This window comes from Pseudomonas sp. KCJK9000, assembly GCF_046230725.1.
GTDB classification, from domain to species: Bacteria; Pseudomonadota; Gammaproteobacteria; order Pseudomonadales; family Pseudomonadaceae; genus Aquipseudomonas; species Aquipseudomonas promysalinigenes.
The window spans coordinates 1-25,192 of the sequence record NZ_JBJJLN010000053.1 but is presented as its reverse complement, the minus strand read 5'-3'; the positions used below and the strand labels follow the sequence as shown (position 1 = coordinate 25,192).

26 protein-coding genes are annotated in these 25,192 nt (G+C 62.0%); 10 read left to right on the top strand and 16 right to left on the bottom strand.

Annotated features, from left to right (window positions below; genetic code table 11):
• Positions 1 to 165: 165 nt before the first annotated feature.
• Complete coding sequence (locus tag ACK59H_RS19225) at positions 166 to 378, bottom strand: DUF1289 domain-containing protein (RefSeq protein ID WP_060479951.1); 213 nt, start codon at positions 376 to 378, stop codon at positions 166 to 168.
• Position 379: 1 nt separating this feature from the next.
• Complete coding sequence (gene cyaY / locus ACK59H_RS19220; RefSeq protein ID WP_016489767.1) at positions 380 to 712, bottom strand: iron donor protein CyaY; 333 nt, start codon at positions 710 to 712, stop codon at positions 380 to 382.
• Between the two features lie 215 nt (positions 713 to 927).
• Between cyaY and lptM the strand changes: the two genes are divergently transcribed.
• From lptM to ACK59H_RS19190, 6 genes are read left to right on the top strand one after another with little or no spacing between them, the layout of a single operon-like run.
• Positions 928 to 1,131 carry an LPS translocon maturation chaperone LptM gene (gene lptM / locus ACK59H_RS19215; RefSeq protein ID WP_060479952.1) on the top strand — a complete coding sequence of 68 codons (204 nt, stop codon included), beginning with the start codon at positions 928 to 930 and terminating at the stop codon, positions 1,129 to 1,131.
• 9 nt (positions 1,132 to 1,140) lie between these two features.
• A complete protein-coding gene (gene lysA, locus ACK59H_RS19210) occupies positions 1,141 to 2,388 on the top strand; it encodes a diaminopimelate decarboxylase (protein WP_060479953.1) in 1,248 nt (415 codons plus the stop codon).
• 4 nt (positions 2,389 to 2,392) lie between these two features.
• On the top strand, positions 2,393 to 3,223 hold the full coding sequence (gene dapF, locus ACK59H_RS19205) for a diaminopimelate epimerase (RefSeq protein ID WP_060479954.1): 831 nt from the start codon (positions 2,393 to 2,395) through the stop codon (positions 3,221 to 3,223).
• A gap of 13 nt (positions 3,224 to 3,236) precedes the next feature.
• Positions 3,237 to 3,941, top strand: coding sequence for a DUF484 family protein (locus tag ACK59H_RS19200; RefSeq protein ID WP_060479955.1), 705 nt, complete (start codon positions 3,237 to 3,239; stop codon positions 3,939 to 3,941).
• The gene (xerC, locus tag ACK59H_RS19195) at positions 3,941 to 4,840 is read left to right on the top strand and encodes a tyrosine recombinase XerC (RefSeq protein WP_060479956.1); all 900 of its coding nucleotides are present in this window, start codon (positions 3,941 to 3,943) and stop codon (positions 4,838 to 4,840) included. The genes ACK59H_RS19200 and xerC overlap by 1 nt, the downstream gene beginning before the upstream one ends.
• Positions 4,837 to 5,532, top strand: a complete 696-nt coding sequence (locus ACK59H_RS19190) for an HAD family hydrolase (protein ID WP_060479957.1) — start codon at positions 4,837 to 4,839, stop codon at positions 5,530 to 5,532. Before xerC ends, ACK59H_RS19190 begins: the two co-directional genes overlap by 4 nt.
• Before the next feature lie 78 nt (positions 5,533 to 5,610).
• Here the strand turns inward: ACK59H_RS19190 and sutA are convergent, their stop codons facing one another.
• From sutA to glnK, 3 genes are all read right to left on the bottom strand, one after another.
• Entirely contained in the window at positions 5,611 to 5,940 is a 330-nt protein-coding gene (sutA, locus tag ACK59H_RS19185; RefSeq protein WP_060479958.1) for a transcriptional regulator SutA, read from the bottom strand.
• A 428-nt stretch (positions 5,941 to 6,368) separates the two neighbouring features.
• Positions 6,369 to 7,703: an ammonium transporter gene (locus tag ACK59H_RS19180; RefSeq protein ID WP_060479959.1), complete on the bottom strand. Its 1,335-nt coding sequence runs from the start codon at positions 7,701 to 7,703 to the stop codon at positions 6,369 to 6,371.
• 48 nt (positions 7,704 to 7,751) lie between these two features.
• The gene (glnK, locus tag ACK59H_RS19175; RefSeq protein ID WP_002555808.1) at positions 7,752 to 8,090 is read right to left on the bottom strand and encodes a P-II family nitrogen regulator; all 339 of its coding nucleotides are present in this window, start codon (positions 8,088 to 8,090) and stop codon (positions 7,752 to 7,754) included.
• Positions 8,091 to 8,491: 401 nt separating this feature from the next.
• Here glnK and ACK59H_RS19170 point away from each other — a divergent pair, with 401 nt between their 5' ends.
• Positions 8,492 to 8,755: an accessory factor UbiK family protein gene (locus ACK59H_RS19170; protein ID WP_060479960.1), complete on the top strand. Its 264-nt coding sequence runs from the start codon at positions 8,492 to 8,494 to the stop codon at positions 8,753 to 8,755.
• A 19-nt stretch (positions 8,756 to 8,774) separates the two neighbouring features.
• Here ACK59H_RS19170 and ACK59H_RS19165 read toward each other — a convergent pair whose 3' ends face one another.
• Entirely contained in the window at positions 8,775 to 10,769 is a 1,995-nt protein-coding gene (locus ACK59H_RS19165; RefSeq protein WP_060479976.1) for a DUF4034 domain-containing protein, read from the bottom strand.
• A 277-nt stretch (positions 10,770 to 11,046) separates the two neighbouring features.
• Here ACK59H_RS19165 and ACK59H_RS19160 point away from each other — a divergent pair, with 277 nt between their 5' ends.
• Both ACK59H_RS19160 and ACK59H_RS19155 read left to right on the top strand, forming a co-directional pair.
• On the top strand, positions 11,047 to 12,537 hold the full coding sequence (locus tag ACK59H_RS19160; protein ID WP_409264790.1) for a YifB family Mg chelatase-like AAA ATPase: 1,491 nt from the start codon (positions 11,047 to 11,049) through the stop codon (positions 12,535 to 12,537).
• A 152-nt stretch (positions 12,538 to 12,689) separates the two neighbouring features.
• Entirely contained in the window at positions 12,690 to 14,477 is a 1,788-nt protein-coding gene (locus tag ACK59H_RS19155) for a monovalent cation:proton antiporter-2 (CPA2) family protein (RefSeq protein WP_060479961.1), read from the top strand.
• A gap of 47 nt (positions 14,478 to 14,524) precedes the next feature.
• On the opposite strand, the gene ACK59H_RS19150 is transcribed toward ACK59H_RS19155, so the two are convergent.
• From ACK59H_RS19150 to ACK59H_RS19125, 6 genes are all read right to left on the bottom strand, one after another.
• On the bottom strand, positions 14,525 to 15,943 hold the full coding sequence (locus ACK59H_RS19150; RefSeq protein WP_060479962.1) for an efflux transporter outer membrane subunit: 1,419 nt from the start codon (positions 15,941 to 15,943) through the stop codon (positions 14,525 to 14,527).
• Positions 15,940 to 16,815: an HlyD family secretion protein gene (locus tag ACK59H_RS19145; protein ID WP_060479963.1), complete on the bottom strand. Its 876-nt coding sequence runs from the start codon at positions 16,813 to 16,815 to the stop codon at positions 15,940 to 15,942. The genes ACK59H_RS19150 and ACK59H_RS19145 overlap by 4 nt, the downstream gene beginning before the upstream one ends.
• Positions 16,812 to 17,024, bottom strand: coding sequence for a DUF1656 domain-containing protein (locus ACK59H_RS19140; RefSeq protein ID WP_060479964.1), 213 nt, complete (start codon positions 17,022 to 17,024; stop codon positions 16,812 to 16,814). Before ACK59H_RS19140 ends, ACK59H_RS19145 begins: the two co-directional genes overlap by 4 nt.
• Positions 17,021 to 19,108 (bottom strand): FUSC family protein, encoded by a 2,088-nt coding sequence (locus tag ACK59H_RS19135; RefSeq protein WP_409264789.1) that lies wholly within the window; start codon positions 19,106 to 19,108, stop codon positions 17,021 to 17,023. Before ACK59H_RS19135 ends, ACK59H_RS19140 begins: the two co-directional genes overlap by 4 nt.
• The gene (locus ACK59H_RS19130; RefSeq protein WP_060479966.1) at positions 19,105 to 19,557 is read right to left on the bottom strand and encodes a MarR family winged helix-turn-helix transcriptional regulator; all 453 of its coding nucleotides are present in this window, start codon (positions 19,555 to 19,557) and stop codon (positions 19,105 to 19,107) included. Before ACK59H_RS19130 ends, ACK59H_RS19135 begins: the two co-directional genes overlap by 4 nt.
• Positions 19,558 to 19,776: 219 nt before the next feature.
• Complete coding sequence (locus tag ACK59H_RS19125) at positions 19,777 to 20,571, bottom strand: tetratricopeptide repeat protein (RefSeq protein ID WP_060479967.1); 795 nt, start codon at positions 20,569 to 20,571, stop codon at positions 19,777 to 19,779.
• Between the two features lie 205 nt (positions 20,572 to 20,776).
• Here ACK59H_RS19125 and ACK59H_RS19120 point away from each other — a divergent pair, with 205 nt between their 5' ends.
• Positions 20,777 to 21,340 carry a WYL domain-containing protein gene (locus ACK59H_RS19120; protein WP_060479968.1) on the top strand — a complete coding sequence of 188 codons (564 nt, stop codon included), beginning with the start codon at positions 20,777 to 20,779 and terminating at the stop codon, positions 21,338 to 21,340.
• A 136-nt stretch (positions 21,341 to 21,476) separates the two neighbouring features.
• Here the strand turns inward: ACK59H_RS19120 and ACK59H_RS19115 are convergent, their stop codons facing one another.
• The 4 genes from ACK59H_RS19115 to ACK59H_RS19100 are packed head-to-tail and all read right to left on the bottom strand — an operon-like array spanning position 21,477 to position 25,158.
• Positions 21,477 to 22,340, bottom strand: coding sequence for an ABC transporter permease (locus ACK59H_RS19115; RefSeq protein WP_060479969.1), 864 nt, complete (start codon positions 22,338 to 22,340; stop codon positions 21,477 to 21,479).
• A 14-nt stretch (positions 22,341 to 22,354) separates the two neighbouring features.
• The gene (locus tag ACK59H_RS19110) at positions 22,355 to 23,218 is read right to left on the bottom strand and encodes an ABC transporter ATP-binding protein (RefSeq protein ID WP_060479970.1); all 864 of its coding nucleotides are present in this window, start codon (positions 23,216 to 23,218) and stop codon (positions 22,355 to 22,357) included.
• Between the two features lie 6 nt (positions 23,219 to 23,224).
• Positions 23,225 to 24,244: an ABC transporter substrate-binding protein gene (locus ACK59H_RS19105; RefSeq protein ID WP_060479971.1), complete on the bottom strand. Its 1,020-nt coding sequence runs from the start codon at positions 24,242 to 24,244 to the stop codon at positions 23,225 to 23,227.
• Between the two features lie 17 nt (positions 24,245 to 24,261).
• Complete coding sequence (locus ACK59H_RS19100; RefSeq protein WP_060479972.1) at positions 24,262 to 25,158, bottom strand: TauD/TfdA family dioxygenase; 897 nt, start codon at positions 25,156 to 25,158, stop codon at positions 24,262 to 24,264.
• Positions 25,159 to 25,192 lie beyond the last annotated feature (34 nt).

The following is a 25,192-nucleotide window of genomic DNA, read 5'->3' as shown; positions in this document are numbered from 1 at the left end:
GCAGCTCGCGATGCGCCGCGCGGGCGGCGCTCGATCTGCGCTCCACCGAAGAGCTCACGCCGAGCCTCTAGGCTTAAGTGAACAGCATTACGCCCAAGGGCGGGGTTTGTGGATGCTTTCGCGTCACCGACGCATAGCCCGACACTACCACAGCCGGGCAAATACTCAAGCCCGTGCGCGCAGCGCCTGGGCCTCGCGGCAAATCTGCCGGCGGCGCTCGTCGTCGGCCGAACGCCATTCACGAATGTGCTCGACGTGCCGGTGGCAGCCGGTGCAGACCCGCTGCTCATCGAGCCTGCACACGCTGATGCAGGGTGAAGGCACCGCAGGGCTTACATTGCTGTACAGCGGCTTGGGCGGCCGCGCCTGGCTTGCCATGTCAGATCTCGTCGAAGTCCAGCTTTTCGCCGGCCCGCTCCCAGACAATACGCTCGAGCATCTCGCCCAAGAGCTCCTCGCTCTTCTCGCACACCCACTTGCCGCTCTCTTCGTCGTAGTCGAAGTGAAAGCCTCCGGAGCGGTCAGCCAGCCACAGCTGACGCAGCGGCTCCTGGCGACTGAAGATCAACTGCGCCCCCCCTTCGAACTTGACTGTCAGCACGCCGGCCGAATTTTCCATGTCCAGGTCCAGGCCGCTTTCGTCGAACAGGTCTTCCAAGGCCTGTTGGGTGGCGTCGACCAGATCATGGAAACGCGCTTCGCTCAAACTCATTGCAAGAACCTCGAAATTGGCTGCTTTACGGGCAAGCCCGGCAAGATACGGGCGCCGAGCACTGAATGCAAAGGTTTAGCCCTCCAGGCGCCGCCACCAGTCACGCTAATGGCAGCTAAGCATAGCCCGCCCGACGGATCGGCTCTTGCATAGGCAATCCACCGGTCGCTCGGTATACTCGGGCGCAATACTGCATATTTCAAAGGATTTCACCCATGAAGCGCCTGATTTCCTCGCTCGCGGCGCTGGTCGCGGTTGCCTGCCTCGTTTCGGCCTGCGGTCAGAAGGGCCCTCTGTATCTGCCAGAAGACGGCAAAGACGGCAAAGGCCCGAAAAGCTCGCACCAGCACCAGCACGCGCCTGCGGTCCAACCGCAAGACGAGCAGCCCATTGAGCCCGAGCAGACGCCAGAGCAGTAAGGAAATCAGATGAACGCTTTCAACTACCGCGACGGTGAACTGTTCGCGGAGGGCGTGGCCCTGTCGGCCATCGCCGAACGTTTCGGCACCCCCACCTACGTTTACTCGCGCGCACACATCGAAGCCCAGTACCGCAGCTACACCGATGCCCTGCAAGGCACCGAGCACCTGGTGTGCTTCGCCGTCAAAGCCAACTCCAACCTTGGCGTGCTGAACGTACTGGCGCGCTTGGGCGCGGGTTTCGATATCGTCTCCGGTGGTGAGCTGGAGCGTGTGCTGGCCGCTGGCGGGCGAGCCGATCGCGTGGTGTTCTCCGGCGTCGGCAAAACCCGCGAAGACATGCGCCGCGCTCTGGAAGTCGGCGTTCACTGCTTCAATGTCGAATCCACCGACGAGCTCGAGCGTCTGCAAGTGGTTGCTGCCCAGATGGGCAAGATCGCCCCGATCTCACTGCGCGTTAACCCGGACGTCGATGCCGGCACCCACCCGTACATCTCAACCGGCCTGAAAGAGAACAAGTTCGGCATCGCCATCGCCGATGCCGAAGCGATCTACGTGCGCGCCGCACAGTTGCCGAACCTGGAGGTGGTCGGTGTCGACTGCCATATCGGTTCGCAATTGACCACCGTCGACCCATTCCTCGATGCCCTCGACCGTCTGCTTGCCCTAGTAGATCGCCTGGCCGAGTGCGGCATCCACCTGCGCCATCTGGACCTCGGCGGCGGCGTTGGTGTGCGCTATCGCGACGAAGAGCCGCCACTGGTGGCGGACTACATCAAAGCCATCCGCGAGCGCGTCGGCAGCCGCGACCTGGCCCTGGTATTCGAGCCTGGCCGCTACATCGTGGCCAACGCCGGCGCCCTGCTGACCCGCGTGGAATACCTCAAGCACACCGAACACAAAGACTTCGCCATCATCGATGCGGCGATGAACGACTTGATCCGCCCGGCCCTGTACCAGGCCTGGATGGGTGTCAGCGCGGTCAGCCCGCGGGCCGGCGAAGGCCGTGCCTATGACCTGGTCGGGCCGATCTGCGAGACCGGCGACTTCCTCGCCAAAGACCGCGTATTGAACCTGGTCGAAGGCGACCTGCTGGCGGTGCAGTCGGCGGGCGCCTATGGTTTCGTCATGAGCTCCAACTACAACACCCGTGGCCGTTGCGCGGAAATCCTGGTCGACGGCGAGCAGGCTTTCGAAGTCCGTCGCCGCGAAACCATCGCCGAACTGTACGCTGGCGAAAGCCTGCTGCCGGAGTGAACCCATGCTGCTGCGCTTTACCAAGATGCATGGGCTGGGCAACGACTTCATGGTCCTGGACCTGGTCAGTCAGCACGCACACATCCAGCCCAAGCACGCCAAGCAATGGGGCGATCGCCATACCGGTATCGGCTTCGATCAACTGCTGATCGTCGAGGCGCCAAGCAATCCGGAAGTGGATTTCCGCTACCGGATCTTCAACGCCGACGGCTCTGAGGTCGAACAGTGCGGCAACGGTGCGCGCTGCTTCGCCCGCTTCGTGCTGGATAAGCGCCTGACTGCGAAGAAGCGTATCCGCGTGGAAACCAAGGGCGGCATCATCGAACTGGACGTGCAGAACGACGGCCAGGTGTGTGTCGACATGGGCCCGCCGCGCTTCGTTCCGGCAGATATCCCGTTCATCGCCGATGAACAGGCGCTGAGCTACCCCCTCGACGTCGACGGCCAGTCGCATTCGATAGCCGCCGTATCCATGGGTAACCCCCACGCCGTGTTGCGCGTCGATGATGTGCACTCGGCGCCGGTCCATGAACTGGGTCCTAAAATCGAAAACCACCCGCGCTTTCCGCAGCGGGTGAATGCCGGTTTCCTTCAGGTCATCGACCGCCACCGCGCCAACTTGCGAGTATGGGAGCGTGGTGCCGGCGAGACGCGTGCCTGCGGCACCGGTGCCTGTGCCGCGGCCGTGGCTGCCATCAGCCAGGGCTGGATGGACTCACCCGTAACCCTCGACCTACCGGGTGGGCGCCTGAACATCGAATGGGCTGGCCCGGGCAAGCCCGTGTTGATGACCGGCCCTGCCGTGCGGGTTTTCGAAGGACAGGTTCGTCTCTAAGCGAGTAACCGCCATGACCGATCAGCCAGTATCCCAGCAGCCCAACGAGCTCAACGCCGAAGCGGTGGTCGCCTACTTGCGTGCCCACCCGACTTTCTTCGCCGAGCACGACGAGCTGCTGGTCGAGCAACGCATCCCTCACCAGCGCGGCGACAGCGTGTCGCTGGTGGAACGCCAGCTCAAGCTGCTGCGCGACCGCAACATCGAGATGCGCCATCGCCTGTCGCAACTGATGGACGTGGCCCGCGACAACGACAGGCTATTCGACAAGACCCGTCGGCTGATTCTCGACCTGCTCGATGCCGCGAGCCTAGAAGAAGTGGTGATGGCCGTCGAAGACAGCCTTCGCCAGGAGTTTCAGGTGCCCTTCGTCAGCCTGATCCTCTTTGGCGACCACGCGGCGCCGGTCGGCCGCTGGGTGAGCAATGCCGAAGCCCAGCAAGCCATCGGCGGCCTATTAGGCGGCGGCAAGACGGTCAGTGGCAACCTGCGCGAACATGAACTGGCCTTCCTGTTCGGCAAAGACCAGCAGCAGGAGGTAGGCTCCAGCGCGGTCGCAGCGCTGGAATATCAGGGGCTGCATGGGGTGCTGGCCATCGGTAGTCGCGACCCTCAACATTACAAGAGCAGCGTGGGTACTCTGTTCCTTGGCTATATCGCCGAGGTACTTGGCCGTGTGGTCCCCCGCGTCACCCAACCGCTGCGCTCGGTACGCTGATGGAAAGCCAGCTGGAGGCTTATTGCGCTCACCTGCGCAACGAGCGCCAGGTGTCGGAACATACCTTGCTGGCCTACCGCCGCGACCTCGACAAGGTCATCGAATACTGCAACAGCCAAGGCATCGGCGGGTGGGGCGCGCTGCAAGCGCCACAACTGCGCCAGCTCATCGCCCGCCAGCACCACCATGGGCAGTCTTCGCGCAGCCTGGCGCGGTTGCTCTCAGCGGTGCGCGGCCTGTACCGCTACCTCAATCGCGAGGGCCTGTGCCAGCATGATCCGGCCACGGGCCTGAGCGCACCGAAGGGCGAGCGCCGGCTGCCCAAGGTGCTGGACACTGACCGCGCCCTGCAATTGCTCGACGGCGGCGTCGACGACGACTTCATCGCTCGCCGCGACCAGGCGATCCTCGAACTGTTCTACTCCTCCGGCCTGCGTCTGTCGGAGCTGAACAATCTTGACCTCGAACAGCTCGATTTGGCCGCAGGCCTTGTGCAGGTGCTGGGCAAGGGCAGCAAGACCCGAGTGCTGCCGGTCGGCCGCAAGGCCCGCGAGGCGTTGCAGGCCTGGTTCAAGCTGCGCGGTATCGGTGGTCCACTCGACAGCGCAGTGTTCATTACCCGCCAGGGCAAGCGCATGAGCCCGCGCGCGATCCAGCTGCGGGTAAAGACCGCCGGTGAGCGTGAACTGGGCCAGCACCTGCACCCGCACATGCTTCGCCACTCTTTCGCCAGCCATGTGCTGGAATCGTCCCAGGACCTGCGAGCGGTGCAGGAAATGCTCGGCCACGCCGACATCAGCACCACACAGATCTATACCCACCTGGACTTCCAACACTTGGCCGCGGTGTACGACAGCGCCCACCCTCGGGCCAAACGCAGCAAAGGCAAAGACTCATGAGCATCAAGCTGATCACTTTCGACCTCGACGACACCCTTTGGGACACCGCGCCTGTGATTGCCAGCGCCGAGATCGTGCTGCGCGACTGGCTCGAAGCCAACGCGCCCATGCTCGCGAGTGTGCCGGTTGAACATTTGTTCGCCATCCGCGAACGCCTGGTACAGGCCGAGCCGGGCCTTAAACATCGCATCAGCGCCCTGCGCAGACGTGTGCTGTTAGACGCCTTGAAGGCGGTTGGCTACAGCGAAAATCAGGCCCAGGCATTGGCCAACGAAGGCTTCGAAGTGTTCTTGCATGCCCGCCATCAGGTAGAAGTGTTCCCCGAGGTACAACCGCTGCTGGAGATCCTGCGCCAGCATTACACTTTGGGCGTGATCACCAATGGCAACGCCGATGTGCGCCGGCTGGGTTTGGCGGATTACTTCCGCTTTGCACTTTGTGCCGAAGACCTGGGTATCGGCAAACCGGACCCGGCGCCGTTCATCGAGGCGCTAAAGCGTGGCGAGGTTGAGGCCAGCGCCGCGGTGCACGTCGGCGATCACCCAGGCGACGATATTGCTGGCGCCCAACGCGCCGGGCTGCGTGCAGTGTGGTTCAACCCGCAGAGCAAGGCCTGGGCTGGCGAGCAAGCTCCAGATGCAGAAATCCAGCGTTTGTCGCAGCTACCCGAGGTGCTTGCGCGCTGGCGCTGACAGTGCTGATGCACTTACCTGGCTGAAATTCAGACAAAAAAAAGCCCGCAGCGACGGCGGGCTTTTCTAGCGCAGCCACTAGATAGGGCGGCTGCCGTATTTGTTGTCCGGCTTCTTGGGCGGATCGGCGACAACGTTGGCTTCGACTTCCTGGACCTTGCCGCCGCGAGCGAGGAACTCTTCCATGGCCTTGGCCAGGGCATCACGCTCCTTCTGCTTGGCTTCCACGCTCGGCATTTCGTCTACCGAGACGGCAGCCTTGGATTTGCCCTTGGCAACCGGAGCCGCACTGCTGTCGTCATCGCCAGCGTCTTCGGCAACATCATCGGCGGCCGTTTCGAGGCCGTCATCGGCCTCGTCTTCGTCGCCTACTTCGAGGTCATCATTTTCCAGATCGTCGTCGCTCATGTTCTACCTCATGACTTGCAAAAAGCAGGTTAGTTATAGACCGGTGCAGCCGTAGACCGGCAGCCACCAGCGAAAATTCAACTGGCCGTAGGCTGGCCACTGCCTTGGGGGCGGGGCTCCTGATGGGAGGTTTTGCCCCCACAGAACCTGCAGTTGGCAGGCCTGGGAAATTTTTGGGCGCCCTAGTGGCCACACGCTATTGGCAAGCCTAGCAAAAGGCTGGCGAAGCGCGCGGGCCTTGTCAAACAGCCCTCGGCGCGCATTCTAGCGCGCCCGTGGAAAAAGCAAAGCTCCATAAACGCCCTGTGACTTGTAAGTTTTTGGCCTACGTCGCGAACGTGGCGGATAAACCGTTTGCACTGCGGCAAATGTTGAAAAACAGGCAAAAAAATGCCCGGCGAACCGGGCAAATTTTTAGCAGCTTGCGATTACAGGTTGTAGCCGCGTTCGTTGTGTTGAGCCAGGTCGAGGCCGACCGACTCTTCTTCTTCGTTGACCCGCAGGCCCATGACCATATCCAGCACCTTGAGAATCACGTAGGTGACGATGGCGGTATAGCCGACGGTGAAAATCACGCCCTTGGCTTGTACCCAGACCTGAGCACCGATGTCGGTGACCGTGCCGAAGCCGCCCAGGGCCGGTGCCGCGAATACGCCGGTGAGGATGGCACCGATGATGCCGCCAACGCCGTGCACGCCGAAAGCGTCGAGCGAATCGTCATAACCCAGCTTGCGCTTGAGGGTGGTAGCGCAGAAGTAGCAGATTACGCCCGAGGCGAGGCCGATCACCAACGCGCCCATCGGGCCCACGGTGCCAGCAGCCGGGGTGATGGCAACCAGGCCAGCGACCACACCCGAGGCAATGCCCAACGCGCTCGGCTTACCGTGACCGATCCACTCGGCGAACATCCAGCCCAGCGCAGCCGCGGCAGTAGCGATTTGAGTCACCAGCATGGCCATGCCAGCGGTGCCGTTGGCGGCGGCGGCGGAACCTGCGTTGAAGCCGAACCAGCCGATCCACAGCATGGCCGCGCCCATCAAGGTGTAGCCCAGGTTATGAGGCGCCATTGGGGTAGTCGGGTAGCCTTTGCGCTTGCCCAGTACCAGGCAGCAGACCAGGCCTGCGATACCGGCGTTGATATGCACCACGGTGCCGCCGGCGAAGTCGAGCACGCCCCAATCCCACATCAGTGCACCGTCACCGCTCCAGACCATATGGGCGATCGGGGCGTAGACCAGGGTGAACCAGATGCCCATGAACACCAGCATCGCCGAAAACTTCATGCGCTCGGCAAAGGCACCGACGATCAGCGCCGGGGTGATGATGGCGAAGGTCATCTGGAAGGTGATGAATACCGCTTCAGGGAACAGCGCGGTAGCCGAGGTCAGGTTCTCGGGTGTTACACCACTGAGGAACGCCTTGGAGAAGCCACCGACGAAGGAATTGAAGTTCAGCACGCCCTTTTCCATACCAGCGGTATCGAAGGCCATGCTGTAGCCATAAATGACCCAGAGAATGCTGATCAGGCCGGTGATGGCAAAGCACTGCATCATCACCGACAGCACGTTCTTGGAACGCACCATGCCGCCGTAGAACAGGGCCAGGCCTGGAATGGTCATGAACAGCACCAGCGCTGTGGAGGTGAGCATCCAGGCGGTATCGCCGGAGTTCAGCACCGGGGCGGCTGTTTCCTCTGCCAGGGCGAGCCCGGGCATTACGAGGGACAATAGGGCTCCTAGCCCTGCGATCTTACGCAGAGTCATGTTGTTTTCTCCTGGGGCGTTGGGTTTGGTGAGGCTTTGTTCGGCGCTTTAGATCGCGTCGGTATCGGTTTCGCCGGTACGGATGCGGATCGCCTGCTCCAGATTCACCACGAAGATCTTGCCGTCACCGATCTTGCCGGTGTTGGCCGCCTTGGTGATGGCTTCGATCACTCGATCAAGGTCCTTGTCGTCGATGGCGACGTCGATCTTCACCTTAGGCAGGAAGTCGACCACATATTCCGCACCGCGATACAGCTCGGTGTGGCCCTTCTGCCGGCCGAAACCTTTGACTTCGGTGACGGTAATGCCCTGCACGCCGATTTCCGACAGCGACTCGCGCACGTCGTCCAGCTTGAACGGCTTGATGATGGCTGTGACTAGCTTCATGAAACTCTCTCCCGATTTGGTGGACTTGCCCCAGGAAAACAAACCCGTCTCAAGTCTAAGCGCAGCGGTTGGCTTTGTAACGCGTCGTCGGCATCCGGCTCCGCGTGCGCACTGCCTGGTCACAAGGAACTGCATCAGTGCATGGCTCGCAGAGGTCATTGCAGAAACCTTGCCAGTTCCGTTAAAGCGCTGCAAAACAGCGAGTTATGTGAATTCCCGAGGTTTGGCCAGTCGCCACTATGGCAATCATGCACAATTTCGGTGCGCGCTGATTGGGCGCGCTGCTCAAATAAAGTGCAGCAGCCTGGTGCACCGCATATACCGGGCGATGCGTAATCAAGTGCCAAGTTGGCCCGTGTTACACTGCGGGCCATTTCTCAGTATCAGTGGACAGCCGAACCATGCTCGCGCCCAAAGCCCTTCTCGACGCCCTGAGCGACCAGGCCTCGCGCCTGTTCAGCAGCGACACCGCCCAGCCTCGCGCCGAACTGGAAAGCCAGTTCAAGGTGCTGATGCAAGGTGCCTTCAGCAAGCTGGACCTGGTAAGCCGCGAAGAATTCGATAGCCAGATGGTCGTCTTGGCACGCACCCGTGCTCGCCTGGAGGCCCTCGAGAAACAGGTCGCAGAGCTGGAAGCCCGACTCGCCCCCGCAGCCCAGGAGTAAGCGCCGGCCTGGGCTTGGATCAAGCCGAAGCTCGGTGCTGGCCGGTAACCTTGGGCGGCAGTTCGCAGGCCTGCAGGTCGCCCCGAAACAACGCTGCGCCGCACACAGTGAACAGGGTTTTGACGCGGCTGTGGGAGTTACGGATCTCTGCCTGTATCGCTTCGATCAGTGGGTCGTTGGACTGCAGTGCCACGGCGCGATTGGCCCATTCGATAGCGGCAAAGCGGCTCTGTTTTCGCGTGCCGTAGCCCTGCATCCAGGCCAGCCCGAGTTCAGCACAGGCGCGCGCAGCAATGCCGGTGTCACGATGCTCGCTAAGCGCCAGCAGGTAGCCGACTGCTTGGACGCGCTCAGACGTATCCCCATACTGACGCAGTAAGATACCCAGCTGTAACTGCGCCTTGGCATGGATCGGCGGATGAATGACAGCGTCCAGCAGAAACCGCTTGACCACCAGCATTGCCTTGCGGTCCTCCAGCCCTTGCGCAAGCGCCATTCGCTGACAGGCCAGGTTGAACTTGGCCAATGGATGCCCTGCTTGGGCTGCGCGCAATAACCAATGTTCGGCAGCTTTATTGCTCAGGTAGTGCTTTGGCGTATTGCCCAGCCAGCCCCGGTGCAGATCGTAGAGTGCAATGGCTGCATCCGAAAGCTTCAACTGTGCGCAGCCTTCGTACAGAAAATACGCTGCGTCGTGCATGTTCGCAGCCCAGAGCAGGCGTGGTACATCCAGCACCTCGAAGCCCCACTCGTGCTGCCCGCTTGGGCGCTTGACCGCCCATTGCAGCCAATGGTGGGCCTGTTCGCAAGACTGCACGAAACCCCATAGCCCAAAGCGATGACCCACAGCCCGCAACGCATAGGCCGCCGGCTGCCGACGGTCGTCGCACAGGCGCTCAATCACCCTGTGCAGTAGCTGTGCAGCGTCTTCTGCCTCGTTGAACAGCGCCAGGCACACCAGGCTATGAAAGGATGCGCCGATGGCCGGGAGGTAACCTTGTTCAGGGTAAAGCGCGACGCTATCGACGAAATCGCGCATCGCGCCGGGATAATCCTGCATCGTATTGCGCCGCAAGGCGCCCCGCCGGGCCAGCAGGGTCGCACGCTCCCTGGGCCTGAGTTCGCGCTCGGCCCATTGGCCGAAGGTGCTGTGCCAGGCAGCGACCTGCGGCAACGAAAAAGTGTCCTCTACGGCCAGCCAGCGAATCGCATTGCGCAGCGCCTCTGGCCAACCCTGACACAGCGGGCCGCTGGCCAGTGCGTCGACCGCCGCATCACTGCCGCCCCATCGGGGCGTGAGGTAAGAGGCGTAGGCCTCGACCGCCTCGAAGCAGCCGGGAAACCAAGCCAGAGCCTGGCGCAGCCAGTAGTCCCGAGCATTTTCCGCCTGCCCGAGCAGGCGAGGGCTCAACCCGGACGGCAATGCTTGGGGCAGCTCCAGCAAGGGGGCCAGGCCATATTTGACCAACAGCGGAGCAGCGGCCTCTTGCACTTCCACATCGGCGTGCAGGCTGGGCCGATCACGCGCCCCCTGCCCTGCGAACAACTCGACCAACCAGCCGGGCTCGCGCAGGTATGCACTGATGTGCAGCATGCCAATCACCGCGGCCACCGGTTGAGTGCTGCGATGCATCGCCCGCAAAAAGTGCGCAGCGCCCTGCTCACAGGCCTGTTCGGCAGCCAGCCAGCGCTCTGCGCAAACCTTTCGCGGGCCGGCCTGATCGAGAATGTGGCAGGCTCGGCTCAAACAGTGAAAGCCCATCACCACCTGGGGATGATAGGCCCGCGGGCATGCCTCGATCCACGCGTTGATGGTGTGGGTCAGGGCCTTGTCGCCCTGCAGGTCAGGATCGAGCATGTAGCCTTTTATCGCCTCGAGGTAGGCAGGGCACTCACCGGGAGGTGCCTGCCGCCACTGAACCTGAAGTGCATCGAACAGGCGGTTCAGTTCAGCGAATTCAGAGGCCTGTACCCGTTCTCGGATCTGTTGACGGGTGCGAATTAGGGTTTGCACGGGCTGTACCTTAAAGTCCATTTAAAGGTCGTATTGCCATCCAATGGCAATACAGGTCGCTAATGAACACTAAGCCATAGCTAGGCGCTTCGCAAAGTATTGGATCCAGTATTTATCGATTCTGAGGACGAGGTGGCGTTTGGGTTCGCTGCGTGCTCAGCAGGCTCAGAACCTCGCGAGACATGCCGTGACTCACTTTCAACCGCCTCCCTTACCTTGAGGGCTCTATGCTTGCTCTGCCGCAGGAAGCGGCAGTTTCTGCTAACAAGGAGCGTCCATGTCCCTCGCCCTCGTTCATAGCCGCGCTCAGGTCGGCGTACAAGCCCCAGCGGTCAGCGTCGAAACGCATCTAGCCAATGGCCTGCCCCATCTCACTCTGGTGGGCTTGCCGGAAACCACGGTCAAAGAAAGCAAAGACCGAGTACGCAGCGCTATCGTGAACTCCGGGCTGAACTACCCGCAGCGGCGCATCACTCAGAACCTTGCACCTGCCGACTTGCCCAAGGACGGCGGGCGCTATGACCTGGCCATCGCGTTGGGCATTCTGGCTGCCGATGGCCAGGTGCCGCTGCCAGCCCTGGCGGAGCTGGAATGCCTGGGCGAGCTGGCCCTGTCTGGCAAGCTGCGCCCTGTGCAGGGTGTGTTGCCGGCAGCGCTGGCGGCACGCCAGGCCGGCAGGGCGCTGGTGGTGCCAAGGGAAAACGCCGAAGAAGCCAGCCTGGCTGGCGGGTTGGTGGTTTATGCAGTGGGCCACCTGCTGGAGTTGGTGGCCCACCTCAATGGCCAGGTGCCGTTGCCAGCCTATGCCGCCAACGGCCTAGTTCTGCAACAGCAGCCCTATCCCGACCTGAGCGAGGTCCAAGGCCAAATTGCGGCCAAGCGGGCCTTGCTGCTGGCCGCAGCCGGGGCACACAACCTGCTCTTCACCGGCCCGCCCGGCACGGGTAAGACCTTGCTCGCCAGCCGTCTGCCTGGCCTGTTGCCTCCCCTGGACGAGCATGAGGCGCTGGAAGTGGCGGCGATTCAATCAGTCAGTGGCCACACGCCCTTGAGTAGCTGGCCGCAGCGGCCCTTTCGCCACCCCCATCACTCAGCCTCGGGGCCTGCGTTGGTTGGCGGCGGCAGCCGGCCACAGCCTGGCGAGATCACCCTGGCGCACCATGGCGTGCTGTTTCTTGACGAGCTGCCGGAATTTGAAAGGCGCGTACTCGAAGTGCTGCGCGAGCCCCTGGAGTCGGGCGAAATCGTGATTGCCAGGGCTCGCGACAAGGTGCGTTTCCCGGCGCGCTTTCAGTTGGTTGCTGCCATGAACCCCTGCCCCTGCGGCTATTTAGGCGACCCCACTGGTCGCTGTCGCTGCAGCACCGAGCAGATTGCACGCTACCGCAACAAGCTGTCAGGCCCGCTATTGGACCGCATCGACCTGCACCTGACCGTCGCCCGCGAAACCACTACGCTCAACCACCAGCCGAGCGGTGAGACCAGCGCCGATGTGGCCGCCAAGGTGGCCGAGGCGAGAGATGTGCAGCAACGGCGACAAGGCTGCGCCAATGCGTTTCTGGACTTGGAGGGGCTGCGGCAACATTGTCCGCTTTCAGCGACGGATCAAGCGTGGCTGGAAAGCGCCTGTGAACGGTTGAGTCTTTCTTTACGTGCGGCGCACCGGTTGTTGAAGGTTGCCCGTACTCTGGCAGATTTGCACGGCAGCCAGTCGATCGGCAAAGGGCACCTCGCCGAGGCATTGCAGTACAGGCCGGGGAGCAGCTAGATCCCAAGCACGGCGTACCTGAAGTTCTAATTGTCACCTTAGAAGGGACAATGTTTCTCCGTGGCAGCAGATTGTTTGAACCGTGCTCAACCGCCAGAATGGTCCGCAACTTTGTTCAATCGCTGCCCCGGCAGCTCATGGAGTACGAGCCAATGCCACACGAAGGCAGCCTTCTACAGACTGCGGTAATTTTTCTGCTAGCCGCAGTCGTTGCCGTCCCATTGGCCAAACGCCTGCAACTGGGCGCCGTAATCGGTTATCTGCTTGCCGGAGTAGCCATTGGCCCCCAGGCGCTTGGCTTGATCCGTGATACCGAAAGCGTTGCGCACATTTCCGAGCTGGGCGTGGTCCTGCTGTTGTTCATCATCGGTCTGGAGCTGTCGCCCAAACGCCTGTGGCTGATGCGCAAGGCGGTGTTTGGCGTCGGAGCTGCCCAGGTGCTGCTGACAGGCGCTGTGCTCGGTGCCATCGCGCTGTTCGGCTTCGGTCAGTCGCTGTCGGCAGCCGTCGTGCTCGGCCTGGGCCTGGCCTTGTCGTCCACCGCCCTCGGCCTGCAAAGCCTGGCCGAAAACAAACAACTCAACGCCCCTCATGGCCGCTTGGCGTTCGCCATCCTGCTGTTTCAGGACATCGCCGCTATCCCTCTGATCGCCCTGGTGCCCCTGCTGGCCGCCAGTGGCCCGGACAGCAGCAACGGCGACAGCCTGCAACATGGGCTAAGGGTGTTGGCCAGTATCGCCGTGGTCATTATCGGTGGCCGGTACCTACTACGCCCCGTGTTTCGCACAGTGGCCCGCACCGGGCTGCCGGAGGTATCCACCGCCACCGCTTTGCTGGTGGTCATCGGTACTGCCTGGCTGATGGAAGAAGCTGGCATCTCCATGGCCTTGGGAGCCTTCCTGGCAGGCTTGCTTTTGGCCGACTCGGAATACCGGCACGAACTGGAGTCGCAGATCGAGCCGTTCAAGGGCCTATTGCTTGGGCTGTTCTTCATCAGTGTGGGCATGGGTGCCAATCTGAGCCTGCTGCTTGAGATGCCCTGGGTGCTGCTGGGCCTGACCTTGCTGCTGGTTGCCGTGAAGCTAGTGCTGCTGATTTGCGTGGGGCGCCTGGCTGGCGGCCTGAACAGCGCCAGCGCACTGCGCTTGGGCATGGTGCTGGCCGCTGGCGGGGAGTTTGCCTTCGTAGTGTTCAAGTTGGGCAAGGATCAAGGCTTGTTCGATACCCAGACCTACGACCTGCTGCTGATGACCATCACCCTTTCAATGGCCATCACTCCGCTGTTGATGCTTGCCTGCGCCCGCGCCCTGAAGCGCCCGCAACCAGCGCGAGAGGTACCCGAGCAGTACAAAGCCATCGACGCCGGCACGCCGCGGGTGGTGATCGTCGGCATGGGGCGCATGGGCCAGATCGTGGCGCGCATTCTGCGGGCGCAGAAAATCCCCTTCCTTGCCTTGGAAACCTCGGTGGACGCCATCGAAATGACGCGCATGTTCGAACAGGTACCCGTGTTCTACGGCGACCCCTTGCGCCCCGAGGTACTGCATGCGGCCAAGGTGGGCGAGGCTGAGTATTTGATCATCACCATCGACGATCCTGAAGCGGCGATCCATACAGCGGAACGGGTCAAACGCCAATATCCACACTTGAAAGTGCTGGCCCGGGCACGCAATCGCCAGCACGTGCACAAGCTGGCCGATGTCGGTGCCGAGCCGATTCGCGAAACATTCTATTCAAGCTTGGAGATGACCCGCAGAGCGCTGGTCGGGCTTGGCTTGAGCAATGAGCAGGCGGCCGATCGCATCGAGCGCTTTGCCCAGCATGATGAAGAAGTATTGCAAGCCCAGGGATTGGTCCGCGATGACCGTGCCAAGGTCATGCAGACAGCCATGGAGGCGCGAGTAGAGTTGGCGCGGTTGTTTGACTCTGACGCGGATTGATTGCACCTGCCTGAGGCTAGGCCCCAGGCAGTTCGGGGAGCGTGCAGTCAACGCCTGGCAGCGTCCTTCCAGCCGCCACCCAAGGCCAGGAACACGCCAATCTGCCCCAGTGCCACTTGGCTGTTGGCCGCCGCCAACTGTGAGCGCACATCGGTGTATGTACGGGTCGCCTGCAAATCCGCCAGGAACGAGGCGCGCCCCGCCTGGTAGAACCGATGCGTTTGGTCCGCCGCTTCCTTTGCCGACTGCGCAGCCTCCACCAGTGCGTCACGCCGGTCCAGCAGGGCGCTGTACTGCGCCAGACGCGTCTGGGTTTCGCGGATAGCGTTCAACACAACGCCGTCGAAATGCGCCAAGGCGGCCTGAGTGGACGCCTCGGCCATGCGAATGCGGGCGCGGGTGCCGTTGGTGGGGATGCTCCAGCTGATCTGCGGGCCGAAACCCCAGCGGTTGGTCGACGGGTCGCCAAGGTCTTCGAGAATACCGATTGTGCCCACCTGAGCCCCGATGCTGATATCCGGATACAGCGCACCGGTGGCGACGCCGATTTCAGCGGTGGCGGCAGCCAGCTGCCGTTCAGCCTGGCGTACGTCCGGCCGCCGCTTGAGCAGAGCCGCACCATCACCCACAGGCACGAGCTGGGCAAGGCGCGGCAGCTCGGCGCAATCTGCGGTGCCAGCGGGCAACTTGTCCACAGGCTGGGCGAGCAGCGCCGCAAGGGTGTAGAGGCCCGTTTCGCGTTCAGCCTTGAAACGCGGCAACTCGGCGCGCAATGACTTGAACTGGGTCTGCGAGCGGGTGACCTGAGTTTCATCGCCGCGGCCCGCATCGCGCAGGCGCTGGTTGAGTGTCACGCTCTGCTGCTGCAGGTCAAGGGACTCGCGGGCGATGTGGTATTCCTCGTTAGCCGAACACACTTGGGTGTAAGCCTTGACTACGTCAGCCACCAAGGTGATACGCGCGGTGTCGGCCGCAGCCTGCACTGCATCGGCATTGGCCTTGGCCGCCTCGGTGCCGCGCTTGAAAGTGCCCCACAGATCGAACTGGTACGACGCGCTGATGATCGCCTCGCCGATGTTGGCCACAGGCACTTTTTCTGGGAGCAAGAAGGCTTGGCCGGACTCTTGCAGCCGCTGGGCGCCAGCCTTGATGCCACCATTGAAGCCACCCTGCGACTCGGCCACTTCGACCTGGGCCCGGGCTTTGGCGATATTGGCCGCTGCTACGCGCAGCTCGGTGTTGGCACGCAAAGCCTGGCGCACCAGCTCATTGAGGCGCTGATCCTGGTACAACTGCCACCAGTCCTCGGGCACTGGCGCCGACACCACGCTGTCGGCATCCTGGCGCAGTGGGCCGTTGAGATCGCTGCGCTGTACCGCGGCGTCCTTGGGCACTTGGTAATCGGGGCCGACCATCATGCACGCCCCCAAAGACAGGCAGAACCCTGCCAGGACCAACTGTTTCATGGGCGCTCGCCCTCAAGAATCGATACCGTGGCGGTGCGCCCGGCGATCATGCGGAAGTCTTGCGGCACTTGGTCGAAAGCGATACGCACAGGAATGCGCTGGGCCAGGCGCACCCAGCTGAACGCCGGGTTGACGTTGGGCAACAGATTGCTGCCACTGCTGCGATCACGGTCTTCAATACCGGCAGCAAAGCTCTGCACGTGGCCACGCAAACGCGTGTTGTCCCCCATCACACGGATGTCCACAGCGTCGCCAACGTGGATTTTACCGAGCTTGGTCTCTTCGAAATAACCATCGACGTGGTACGAAGCGCTATCGACTACTGACAGCACTGGGCGCCCGGCGCTGACGAATTCATGGTCGCGCGGAGCACGGTCGTTCAGGTAGCCATCTACCGGGCTACGCACTACCGAGCGGTCCAGGTTGAGCTGTGCGGTGTCCACCGCCACCTGGGCTTCGCTGACCGCCGAGCGTGCGCGGGCTTCACGGGACTGGCTTTCTTCCAGTTGCTCAGCTGCCACCAGGTTGCCCAGTTTGCGATTACGCTGCGCTTCGCGGGAGGCCTGTGCCAGCGTTTCCTGGCGTTCGCCAAGGGTCGCCTTGGCTTGACGCAATGCCAGCGTGAAGCGGTCCTGGTCGATGGTGAACAGCACGTCGCCGCGCTTGACGGTCTGGTTGTCGCGTACCTCGACCTTCTGGATCAGCCCGGACACATCCGGGGCGATCTGGATCACATCAGCGCGGATGTGGCCGTCACGGGTCCAAGGGGCGAACATGTAGTAAACCACCATCTGCCACACGAGCACTGCGGCGAAAGTCACTACCAGCAAAGTCAGGACCACACGGCCCAAGGTCAATAAAGGTTTTTTCATGGCAGCATCAGGCTTCGGCAAAAATGATCCACCGCGCCTAGCAGCACGGCATACAGGGCAACGTTGAACAGCGCCCGGTGCCAGACCAGGCGGTAGAAATGCAGGCGCAGCAGCACCGCGTGCACCCCTAGAAACAGCAGGTAGGTGCCAAACATCATCACCAGCAGTGTGGGCAGGAAGACCCCACTGATATCCACTTCACCGATCACAGGGGCGCTCCATCCAGCCCGGGGGGCAGTTGCGGTTGTTCGGCAGGCTCGAGCATCACCTCTACACCCGGCAACAGCGCCAGGCGCAGGCCGCTCAGGGCGTGCAGCAGATGGGTACGGGCATTGCCGCGTTCGTAGAGTTCATCCAGGTTCAGCGCCAGGCGCGCACGCTCCATGTTGCGCAGCAGTGCGGGCGGCGCATGCAGGCGCTCCCCTGCACGCAAGCAAGCCGCGTAGTGCGCGCCCACTTCTTCGATGACCGTGCGCAGCCTGGCGCGAGCTTGCTGGCTAGCCCGCGGCATATAGGCCAGCAGGTCGAGCAAGTTCAGCCCCACACGCAAGTCGCGCAGCGCAACACCGCTGTCCTGGCCGGTTTGCGACAGGCGCGGCAAGTGCTGCATCAGCCTGTCGAGCATCTGGACCCCGACCTGACGGTGCTCGGCCAGCGTCGCGGTCTCGGTCATGCCGACGATGTCACGCCAGGCGAAGCGAGTCATGCGCTTGGCTGCCAGCTCGACACCGAACGGGCGCATCACCAAGGTCCAGATGAAAGCGAACAGCAGGCCCACGGGGCCCGCCAGATTGGCGTTGAGGAAGGTGAAAAAGTCAGCGTCGTAGGCACCCTGGATGCTGATGAAGGTCGAGGTGTTGACGATGGTCAGCAAGGTGCCGAGATAAAAGCGCGGCTGGACGGTCAGCGTACCGATACAGATGAACGGGACGGCGAAGGCCAGCACCAGCATCGGGAAGTCGTGCAGGTTGGGCAGCACCAGAAACAGGTAAAGGCTTGAGAAGATTACCGACATCAAGGTCCAGAAGAAGAACCGGTAGATCTGCGGTGCTGGGTCGTCCATGGCGGCGAAAAAACTGCACGACACGGCTGCGAGAATCACCGCACTGGCGCCATCGTTCCAGCCAAGGCCGATCCACAGGCCACACGCGACGATGATCGCCAGCACCGTGGAGGCCACCGAATAGAGCATCAGCCCTCGGTCGAAGAACGCAGTCAGCCGGCCTAGCCGCCAATGCCGGTACACCGCACGCCAGGGCTTGGCGTCGTCAGTGCGCAGCGCATGCTGCAGCGAACAGCAGTCCTGCCACAGGTCGGCCCACTCGGTAAGCCGGTAAAGCGCGTTGGACAGCAGCAACTCGGCGCGCTGATCAAGCGCCGCAGCGCCCGGCTGCAAGCGGTCGATCTGCTCGTGCAGGCTAGCCCAACGCGCCACCGAGGCACTGTCGGCAGTGCCCTTGAGCCACTGCCGGGCTGCTTCGAGCACTGGTTGAAGCTGGGCAAAATGAGCCGGAGCGCGGCCCTCGAGGGCGACGAGTGCGTCGTCGAGGGCATCGATCACCGGCAACAGGTGGATCATCCGTCCGCGCAATTCACGCGCGTTCTTGAGGGTGTGCGGGCCCGCGCCTTCGTGGCCGAGTTGGCCGATCATCAACTCCAGCGAATTGAAGGTGGTCACCATCGCGACACGCATGCCCCCGACTTTGTCGGCGCTGGCATCGCGGGAAAGGTAGGTATCGCTGTAGCGAATCGCTTCGCTGAACCAGTTGCCGGTAGCACCGACCACCACAGGGGCCAGCCGGCGCGGCCAGAATACCGCCCCGACCACTGCTGCGCAGACGATCCCCAAACAGATTTCCTGAGCCCGAGACGATGCCACATCGAACACCGCCAACGGGTTGTCGACGACCGCCAAGGCAATCATTGGCAAGGTGTAGCCGGCCAGCATCAGCACGTAGTTGTTGGCCGTGCGCAAGTTCAGCGAAAGAAACAGCAAGGTGCCGGTCCACAAGGCAATGGCGATGCTCAACAGCAATGGCGACTGCACCAAGGGTGGAACCAGGAAGATCGCCCCGGCGGCACCGAGCAAGGTGCCCAGCGCACGGTACAGTGCTTTGGAGCTGGTCGGCCCGACGAATGGGCTCGAGACGATGTAAACCGTGGCCATGGCCCAGTACGGACGCGGCAACTGCAGCAATAGCGCAATGTACAAGGCGATCATCGATGCGGCGAAGGTGCGCACCCCGTAGAACCAGTCACGAGCCGGCGGGACTGAGCTGAAGAAACCGTTCATGCCACGCCACCGGCGGTGCCGAGGCCAGCGGCCTCGAAGGCTCGCAACACACGCAGAGCAGCTTGCAGGTCGGCCTCGTCGATGCCTTTGAGCACCTCATGGCGCACGCGTACCAGTTCAGCCTCAATGGCTTCGGCCAGGCGTCGGCCTTCGGCAGTCAAGCTCAAAGCCTTGGCGCGGCGGTCGAGGGGGTCTTCACTACGGCAGACCAGCCCAGCCTTGCACAACTGATCAAGCAGGCGTACCAGCGACGGGCTTTCCAGGCCGGCCGCCTGAGCGACGGCCACTTGGTGCACGCCGTCGCCCAGACGCACGATCATCAACAGCGGTGCGGCGCAGGCTTCGGAGATGCCGTAGCCAATCAGTGCGTTGTGGCAGATCCGCCGCCAGTGGCGGGCGGCCACTACCATGCCACTGCTGACTTGCAGGCGCAGGGAGTCAATAGACATTCAGAGAACCAAGGATATTCATAGTTTGCTAACTATCAATATACGCCTGTGCCTCCCCCTGTCGTCAACCGCGACCGACGACAGGCGTCGATCACATGCTGGTTTTCAGGTTGCCGCCCTGCGTGAGTAAATCCGCTCCTGCAGACACCTCAGGCCTGGGTACTGTGTATAGCTGGATGAACGGATAACCTACGAACGGCCGCACCAACAACTGATCGATCAGGGCTGAACTTGATCCTCCAGCTTCATGGTCAAGGCCAAGCTGCTACCCATTTGCACTGCCCGGTCGCGCCAATCTCGGTAACGCGCGTCATCCCCGCGGCTGAAATGGACAGCCAACTCCTCGGCCGCCTGTATTACGCCGGTTGCCGCTGCAAGCTCCAGCCAGTACAACGCTGCCCTGGTGTCTGGGTTCACATGTAGGCCATGCAACAAACGGTAACCCACTTCGAACCGGCAACGCGCCTCACCCTCCTCGGCGCCGCGGAAAAACCATTGGTAGGCCTGATCCATGTCCACCTGCCAGCCCAGCGCGGCATCGCAGACTTCTTCTTCGTACAGGTCACCCAGCGCAGCAGCGGCATGCAGTAAGCCCCGCTCGAAGGCCTGCCGGTAACACGCCTCGGCCTGCACGTAGGAGGTTGCAACGCCCTTGCCGAAGTAGTGCTGCTGCCCCAGGTTGAACCAAGCCGCTGCATTTCCCTGCAGCGCCGCCATGCGCAGCAGGTGCCCCGCCAGCCCGGTGTCGGCCCGCCAATATTTGCCGTTGAGCCATATCCAGCCCAGATCGTTGAGAGCTGCCACGCTACCGGCCAGCGCCTGCTGGCGTAGGTCGGCATAGATCACCTGCAGGTCGTGGGCCTCGTCCAGTCGGTTGACCAATAAAGCCCGCTGGCTGGGTAGACCAACCCCTACGAACTGCCGCTGTCGCCTTCCGGGCGATGCTGGTGGGCAATTGATCTGCTCAGGCAGAAGACGGGCGAGCAGCGAATGGATATTGCTGGCAGCAGACATGTTCATCCTCATTGAACGACCCACAGGCCCGACCACGGCTGTGACGAGGGATGATTCTGCGCGACGCCACGTCAAAACCTGTCGCGAACAATCTTGGTAAGGCAACCAAATGAGTATTCCTTGATCCTAACCAGTTATGGCTAATTGCCATGACCCGCCCCAGCCGCCATCCTGATGTGGCAAGCCTAGACAAGGACGTTATCTTTTGCCGTTCGCCAGCACCCGCGCCACCCTCAGCCGCCAATGGGCGTTGCTGCGTCAGCTACCCCACCGCTCCCCCGGCATTACGAGTGCCGAATTGGTGTGGCGCCTGCGTGACGTAGGCTTCACTGTCAGCAAGCGCACGGTCGAGCGCGATCTGAACGAGCTGTCGCTGATTTTTCCGCTCGATCGCAATGACAAGAGCATTCCATTTGGCTGGCATTGGTCGGCCAGTGTAGTAGGCGAAGTGCGCGGCAACTTCGATCTGCAAGGGTACCTGCGAGGTGATTCGCTTCAGCCAGTGCCCGGTGAAGGAATCGAGATACTGGCCTGGGTCAGCGACCCCTTGGCTCGACAGCTGCGCGAAGCGCCTTTGAGCGCAGACATGCAATTGACCGCCCTGGAGCAGGGCCACCGGCTAACGGCCACCGTGGAAGATGGATGTGCACTGCGCTTGTGGGTACTTAGTCAGGGGGCAGGCGTGGTGATTGAACAGCCCAGCGAACTTCGTAGTGAGATATCCAAAACACTGTTAGAGGCTGCTGCGCAGTATCTGGATACAAACTGAGTTAGGCCGTTTATCCATCAAAAATCACGACAAGACGCTAACAAACCCTCTTTCACCTGGTAATTAGCTGCGCAAAGCCCCCCCGAGGGCCCTGCTATTCGTCGAGTAACGAAAGGGCCATTACCAGCTTTCCTCATTAACGCTGCATCCCCCAACGCCGCACGGTCAGCCGCTCCACAGTATTGAACACCAGCCCCTCCACCAGTAGGCCGATGAGAATCACTACCGCCAGCCCGGCAAACACCTTGTCGGTATACAGCTCGTTGCGGTTCTGGAAAATGTACCAACCCAGCCCACCCTTTCCGCTGCTGGCACCGAACACCAGCTCGGCGGCGATCAGGGTACGCCATGCGAACGCCCAGCCGATCTTCAGCCCGGAGAGAATCGACGGCAAGGCAGCTGGCACCAGGATGTGCAGCACCAGACGCAGGCCTTTGAGGCCGTAATTGCGCCCGGCCATGCGCAAGGTTTCCGACACGCCTAGAAAGCCCGCGTAGGTATTGAGCGCCAGTGCCCACAGCACCGAATGGACCAGTACGAAGATCAGGCTGTTGTCACCCAGCCCGAACCACAGCAGTGCCAACGGCAGCAAGGCGATCGCCGGCAGCGGATTGAACATTGAGGTCAGAGTGCCGAGTAAGTCGCGGCCAAGCTGGGTCGATACGGCAAGGCTGGTCAAGCCGAAGGCCAGAACGATACCCAGTACGTAGCCTTTGAGCAGAATCACCAGCGATACGCCAACCTTGGCCGGCAGTTCACCACTGACCAGGCCGTCCCACAGCGCGGCGGCGGTTTGCAGGAAAGTAGGCAGCAGCAGGTCGTTGTCCTGGTAGCGGGCGATCGCTTCCCAAAAAAATGCGAGCACCAGCAGGATCACCGCCTTGCGCAGCCAGCCGTGCTGCCACAAGCGCTGTGCCACAGGTAGGTTACGCGCTACAGGTACGCTGAGCAGTGGCTCCAGCTGCACCTCGTATTCCTGGCGCACAGGTCTCGAAATCATGAGGCAAATTCCTGTCAGTAGGCTATGCGGATATCGTTGAAGCTCAGATCGGTGGGCTGCTCTGGGGCTTGCGCTTCGTCGAACAGCAAGCGGTGGATACGCCGCGCACTGGCCTGAAAGTCCGCAGCGCCAAGGCTGCCAAGGTCGTACTGGTGGCTATGCACCTCCCCCCGGACTCGCCCTGGATGTGGGGAGAGCAACAGGATGCGGTTGCCCACCACCAGCGCCTCCTCAATGGAATGGGTAACGAACAGCAGCGTAAAGCGCACTTCCTCCCATAGCTGCAGGAGCTCTTCCTGCATTTTGCGCCGGGTCAGTGCGTCGAGCGCTGCGAAAGGCTCGTCCATCAGCAGTATCTTTGGCTGGGTCGCTAGCGCCCGGGCGATTGCCACTCGGGCCTTCATGCCGCCCGACAGGGTGTGCGGGTAGGCGTCTGCAAAGGCCGCCAGCCCAACTTTGTCCAGATAATGCAGGGCTCGGTCCTGGGCTTCAGCGCGCTTTAGCTGCCCAGACACTACCAGCGGAAACATGATGTTCTCTTTCACCGTCTTCCACGGTGGCAACTGGTCGAACTCTTGAAACACCACGATGCGATCAGGCCCGGGGCTGCTGACCGGGTGGCCTTGCAGGAGGATTTTTCCTTCCTGGGGAGCGATGAAACCGGCAACGGCCTTTAGCAATGTGGACTTGCCGCAGCCCGAGGGCCCAAGCAAGACAAACCGGTCGGCTTGATCCACTTCAAAGCTGACCTGATGGGTGGCTCGCACCACGCGCTGCGCGGTGCGGTACTCGAGGCTAAGGCTGTGCACCTCAAGCAACGGCGGCGGTGTATCACGGCTCAGGTTGCTGGCCGTGTGGCCTGGCAATGGGGCGGTCATGATCGATCAGCTCCCCTGCAGCGGGCGTTCATCCTGGAAGAAGTAATCCTTCCAAGACGCCGGCTTGTGCTTGATGGCGCCTACCCGGTACAGGAACTCGGCAAGCTTGTAGGTGTTCTTTGGGGTGACGGTGAACTCGTACTGCGGGTTGTCGATCAACTTGATCAGCGTGTCGCGGTCGATCTTGGCCTTGGTCACGCGAATGTAGGTATCGGCCGCCGCAGCCTTGTCCTTCTGGGCAAAGTCCGCCGCCTCGGCCAGGGCGTCGACGAAAGCCCTGTATGTCTTGGGGTTGTCCTTGCGGAATTTTTCGGTGGCGAACAGCAGGGTCGGCGAATTGGGGCCGAGCAGATCATAGCTGTTGAGCACCACGTGCACGCTCTTGTTGGCCAGCGCCTGGTCCTGGAATGGCGGGTTGGAGAAGTGCCCGTTCAGCTCAGTGCCGCCGGCCAGAAGCGCTGCGGTAGCATCCGGGTGGGGTACAGCCAGGGTGTACTTGTCGAGACGGTTGTATTGCTCGTCGCCCCACTGCTGGGCGGCAGCGTACTGCAGAAACCGCGACTGCACCGACACCCCAACGGCAGGCACGGCGATGCGGTCCTTGTCTGAAATGTCGGCGATGGTCTTCACGTTCGGGTTGCTACTGACCAAGTAGTACGGGAAGTTACCCAGCGAGGCGACGGCCTTGACGTTTTGCCGCCCGTAAGTGCGATCCCAAACAGTCAGCAACGGCCCAACCCCGGCACCCGCAATGTCCACCGAACCGGACAGCAGTGCGTCATTGATCGCCGAGCCGCCGGACAACTGGGCCCAGTCGACTTCAATATCGATACCCTGCTGCTTGCCGTGCTTTTCGATCAGATGTTGGTCACGCACTACGTTGAGCAGCAGATAGACGATGCCGAACTGCTCGGCGATGCGAATCTTGCCTTCGGCTTGGGCCGCGGCGGGGGCCGCCAGGCTGCCTAGAACCAAGCTGGCACCCAGGCCAATAGATGCCGCCAGGCGGCTGATGGATTTACGCATGATGAATTCCTCAGTCGTCAGAACGGGGCATCGCCCTGGATGGTGGTGCGGTACAGTTTGCGCCGCAGATGCGCGGGGCATCCGCTGGCGAGATGGATCAGCGACCGGTTGTCCCAGAACACCAGGTCATGTGGCTGCCACTGGTGGCGGTAGATGTTCTGCTCCAGGACGCTCAGACCGTAGAGCTGCTGCAGCACGTCGCGGCTTTCATCGTCCGGTAGGCCGATGATGCGGGTGGTGAAGCCCTCGCTGACGAATAGCGCCTGGCGGCCGTTTTCAGGGTGAGTGCGTACAACGGGGTGGATGACTTCCTTGACCTGCGCCAGTTGCTCGGCGGTCAGGGTTGGCCGCCAGTTGCCTTCGAACTTGGTTTCGGCGTAACGCGCTGTGTAGGAATGAGCGGCACTGCGGCCCTCGACCACCTTGCGCAAGGCCCCGGGTACCGCTTCCCAGGCTTTGTGCATGTCGGCGAACAAGGTGTCGCCGCCTTCACTGGGCAGTTCCTGGGCATGCAGCATGGAGCCGAGGCTTGGCAGCTCTTTGTACGAGAGGTCCGAGTGCCAGAATTTACCGGCATCGCCCAAGCCGATGTTCTGACCATTTTCGATGATATTGGAGACGATCAGGATTTGCGGATGGCCCGCCAGTAGAAACTGTTTGAGCACATGGATCTGCAGCTCGCCGAAACGGCGGCTGAAGCTAATTTGTTGCTCCGGGCTGATTCGCTGTTCACGGAACACCAGCACGTGGTGGTCGAGGTGGGCGCGATGGATACGGGTGAAATCCTCGGCAGTGACCGGTTTGGCCAGGTCCAGGCCGATGATCTCGGCGCCAACGGCGCCGGAGAACGGGCGAATTTCAAAACTTTGCGGCTGGGCGCTGTCGATGGTCGACAAGGCGTTCGAGGCTGGCATGTGTCACTCCCACGCAGTGCGCGACTCAATGACG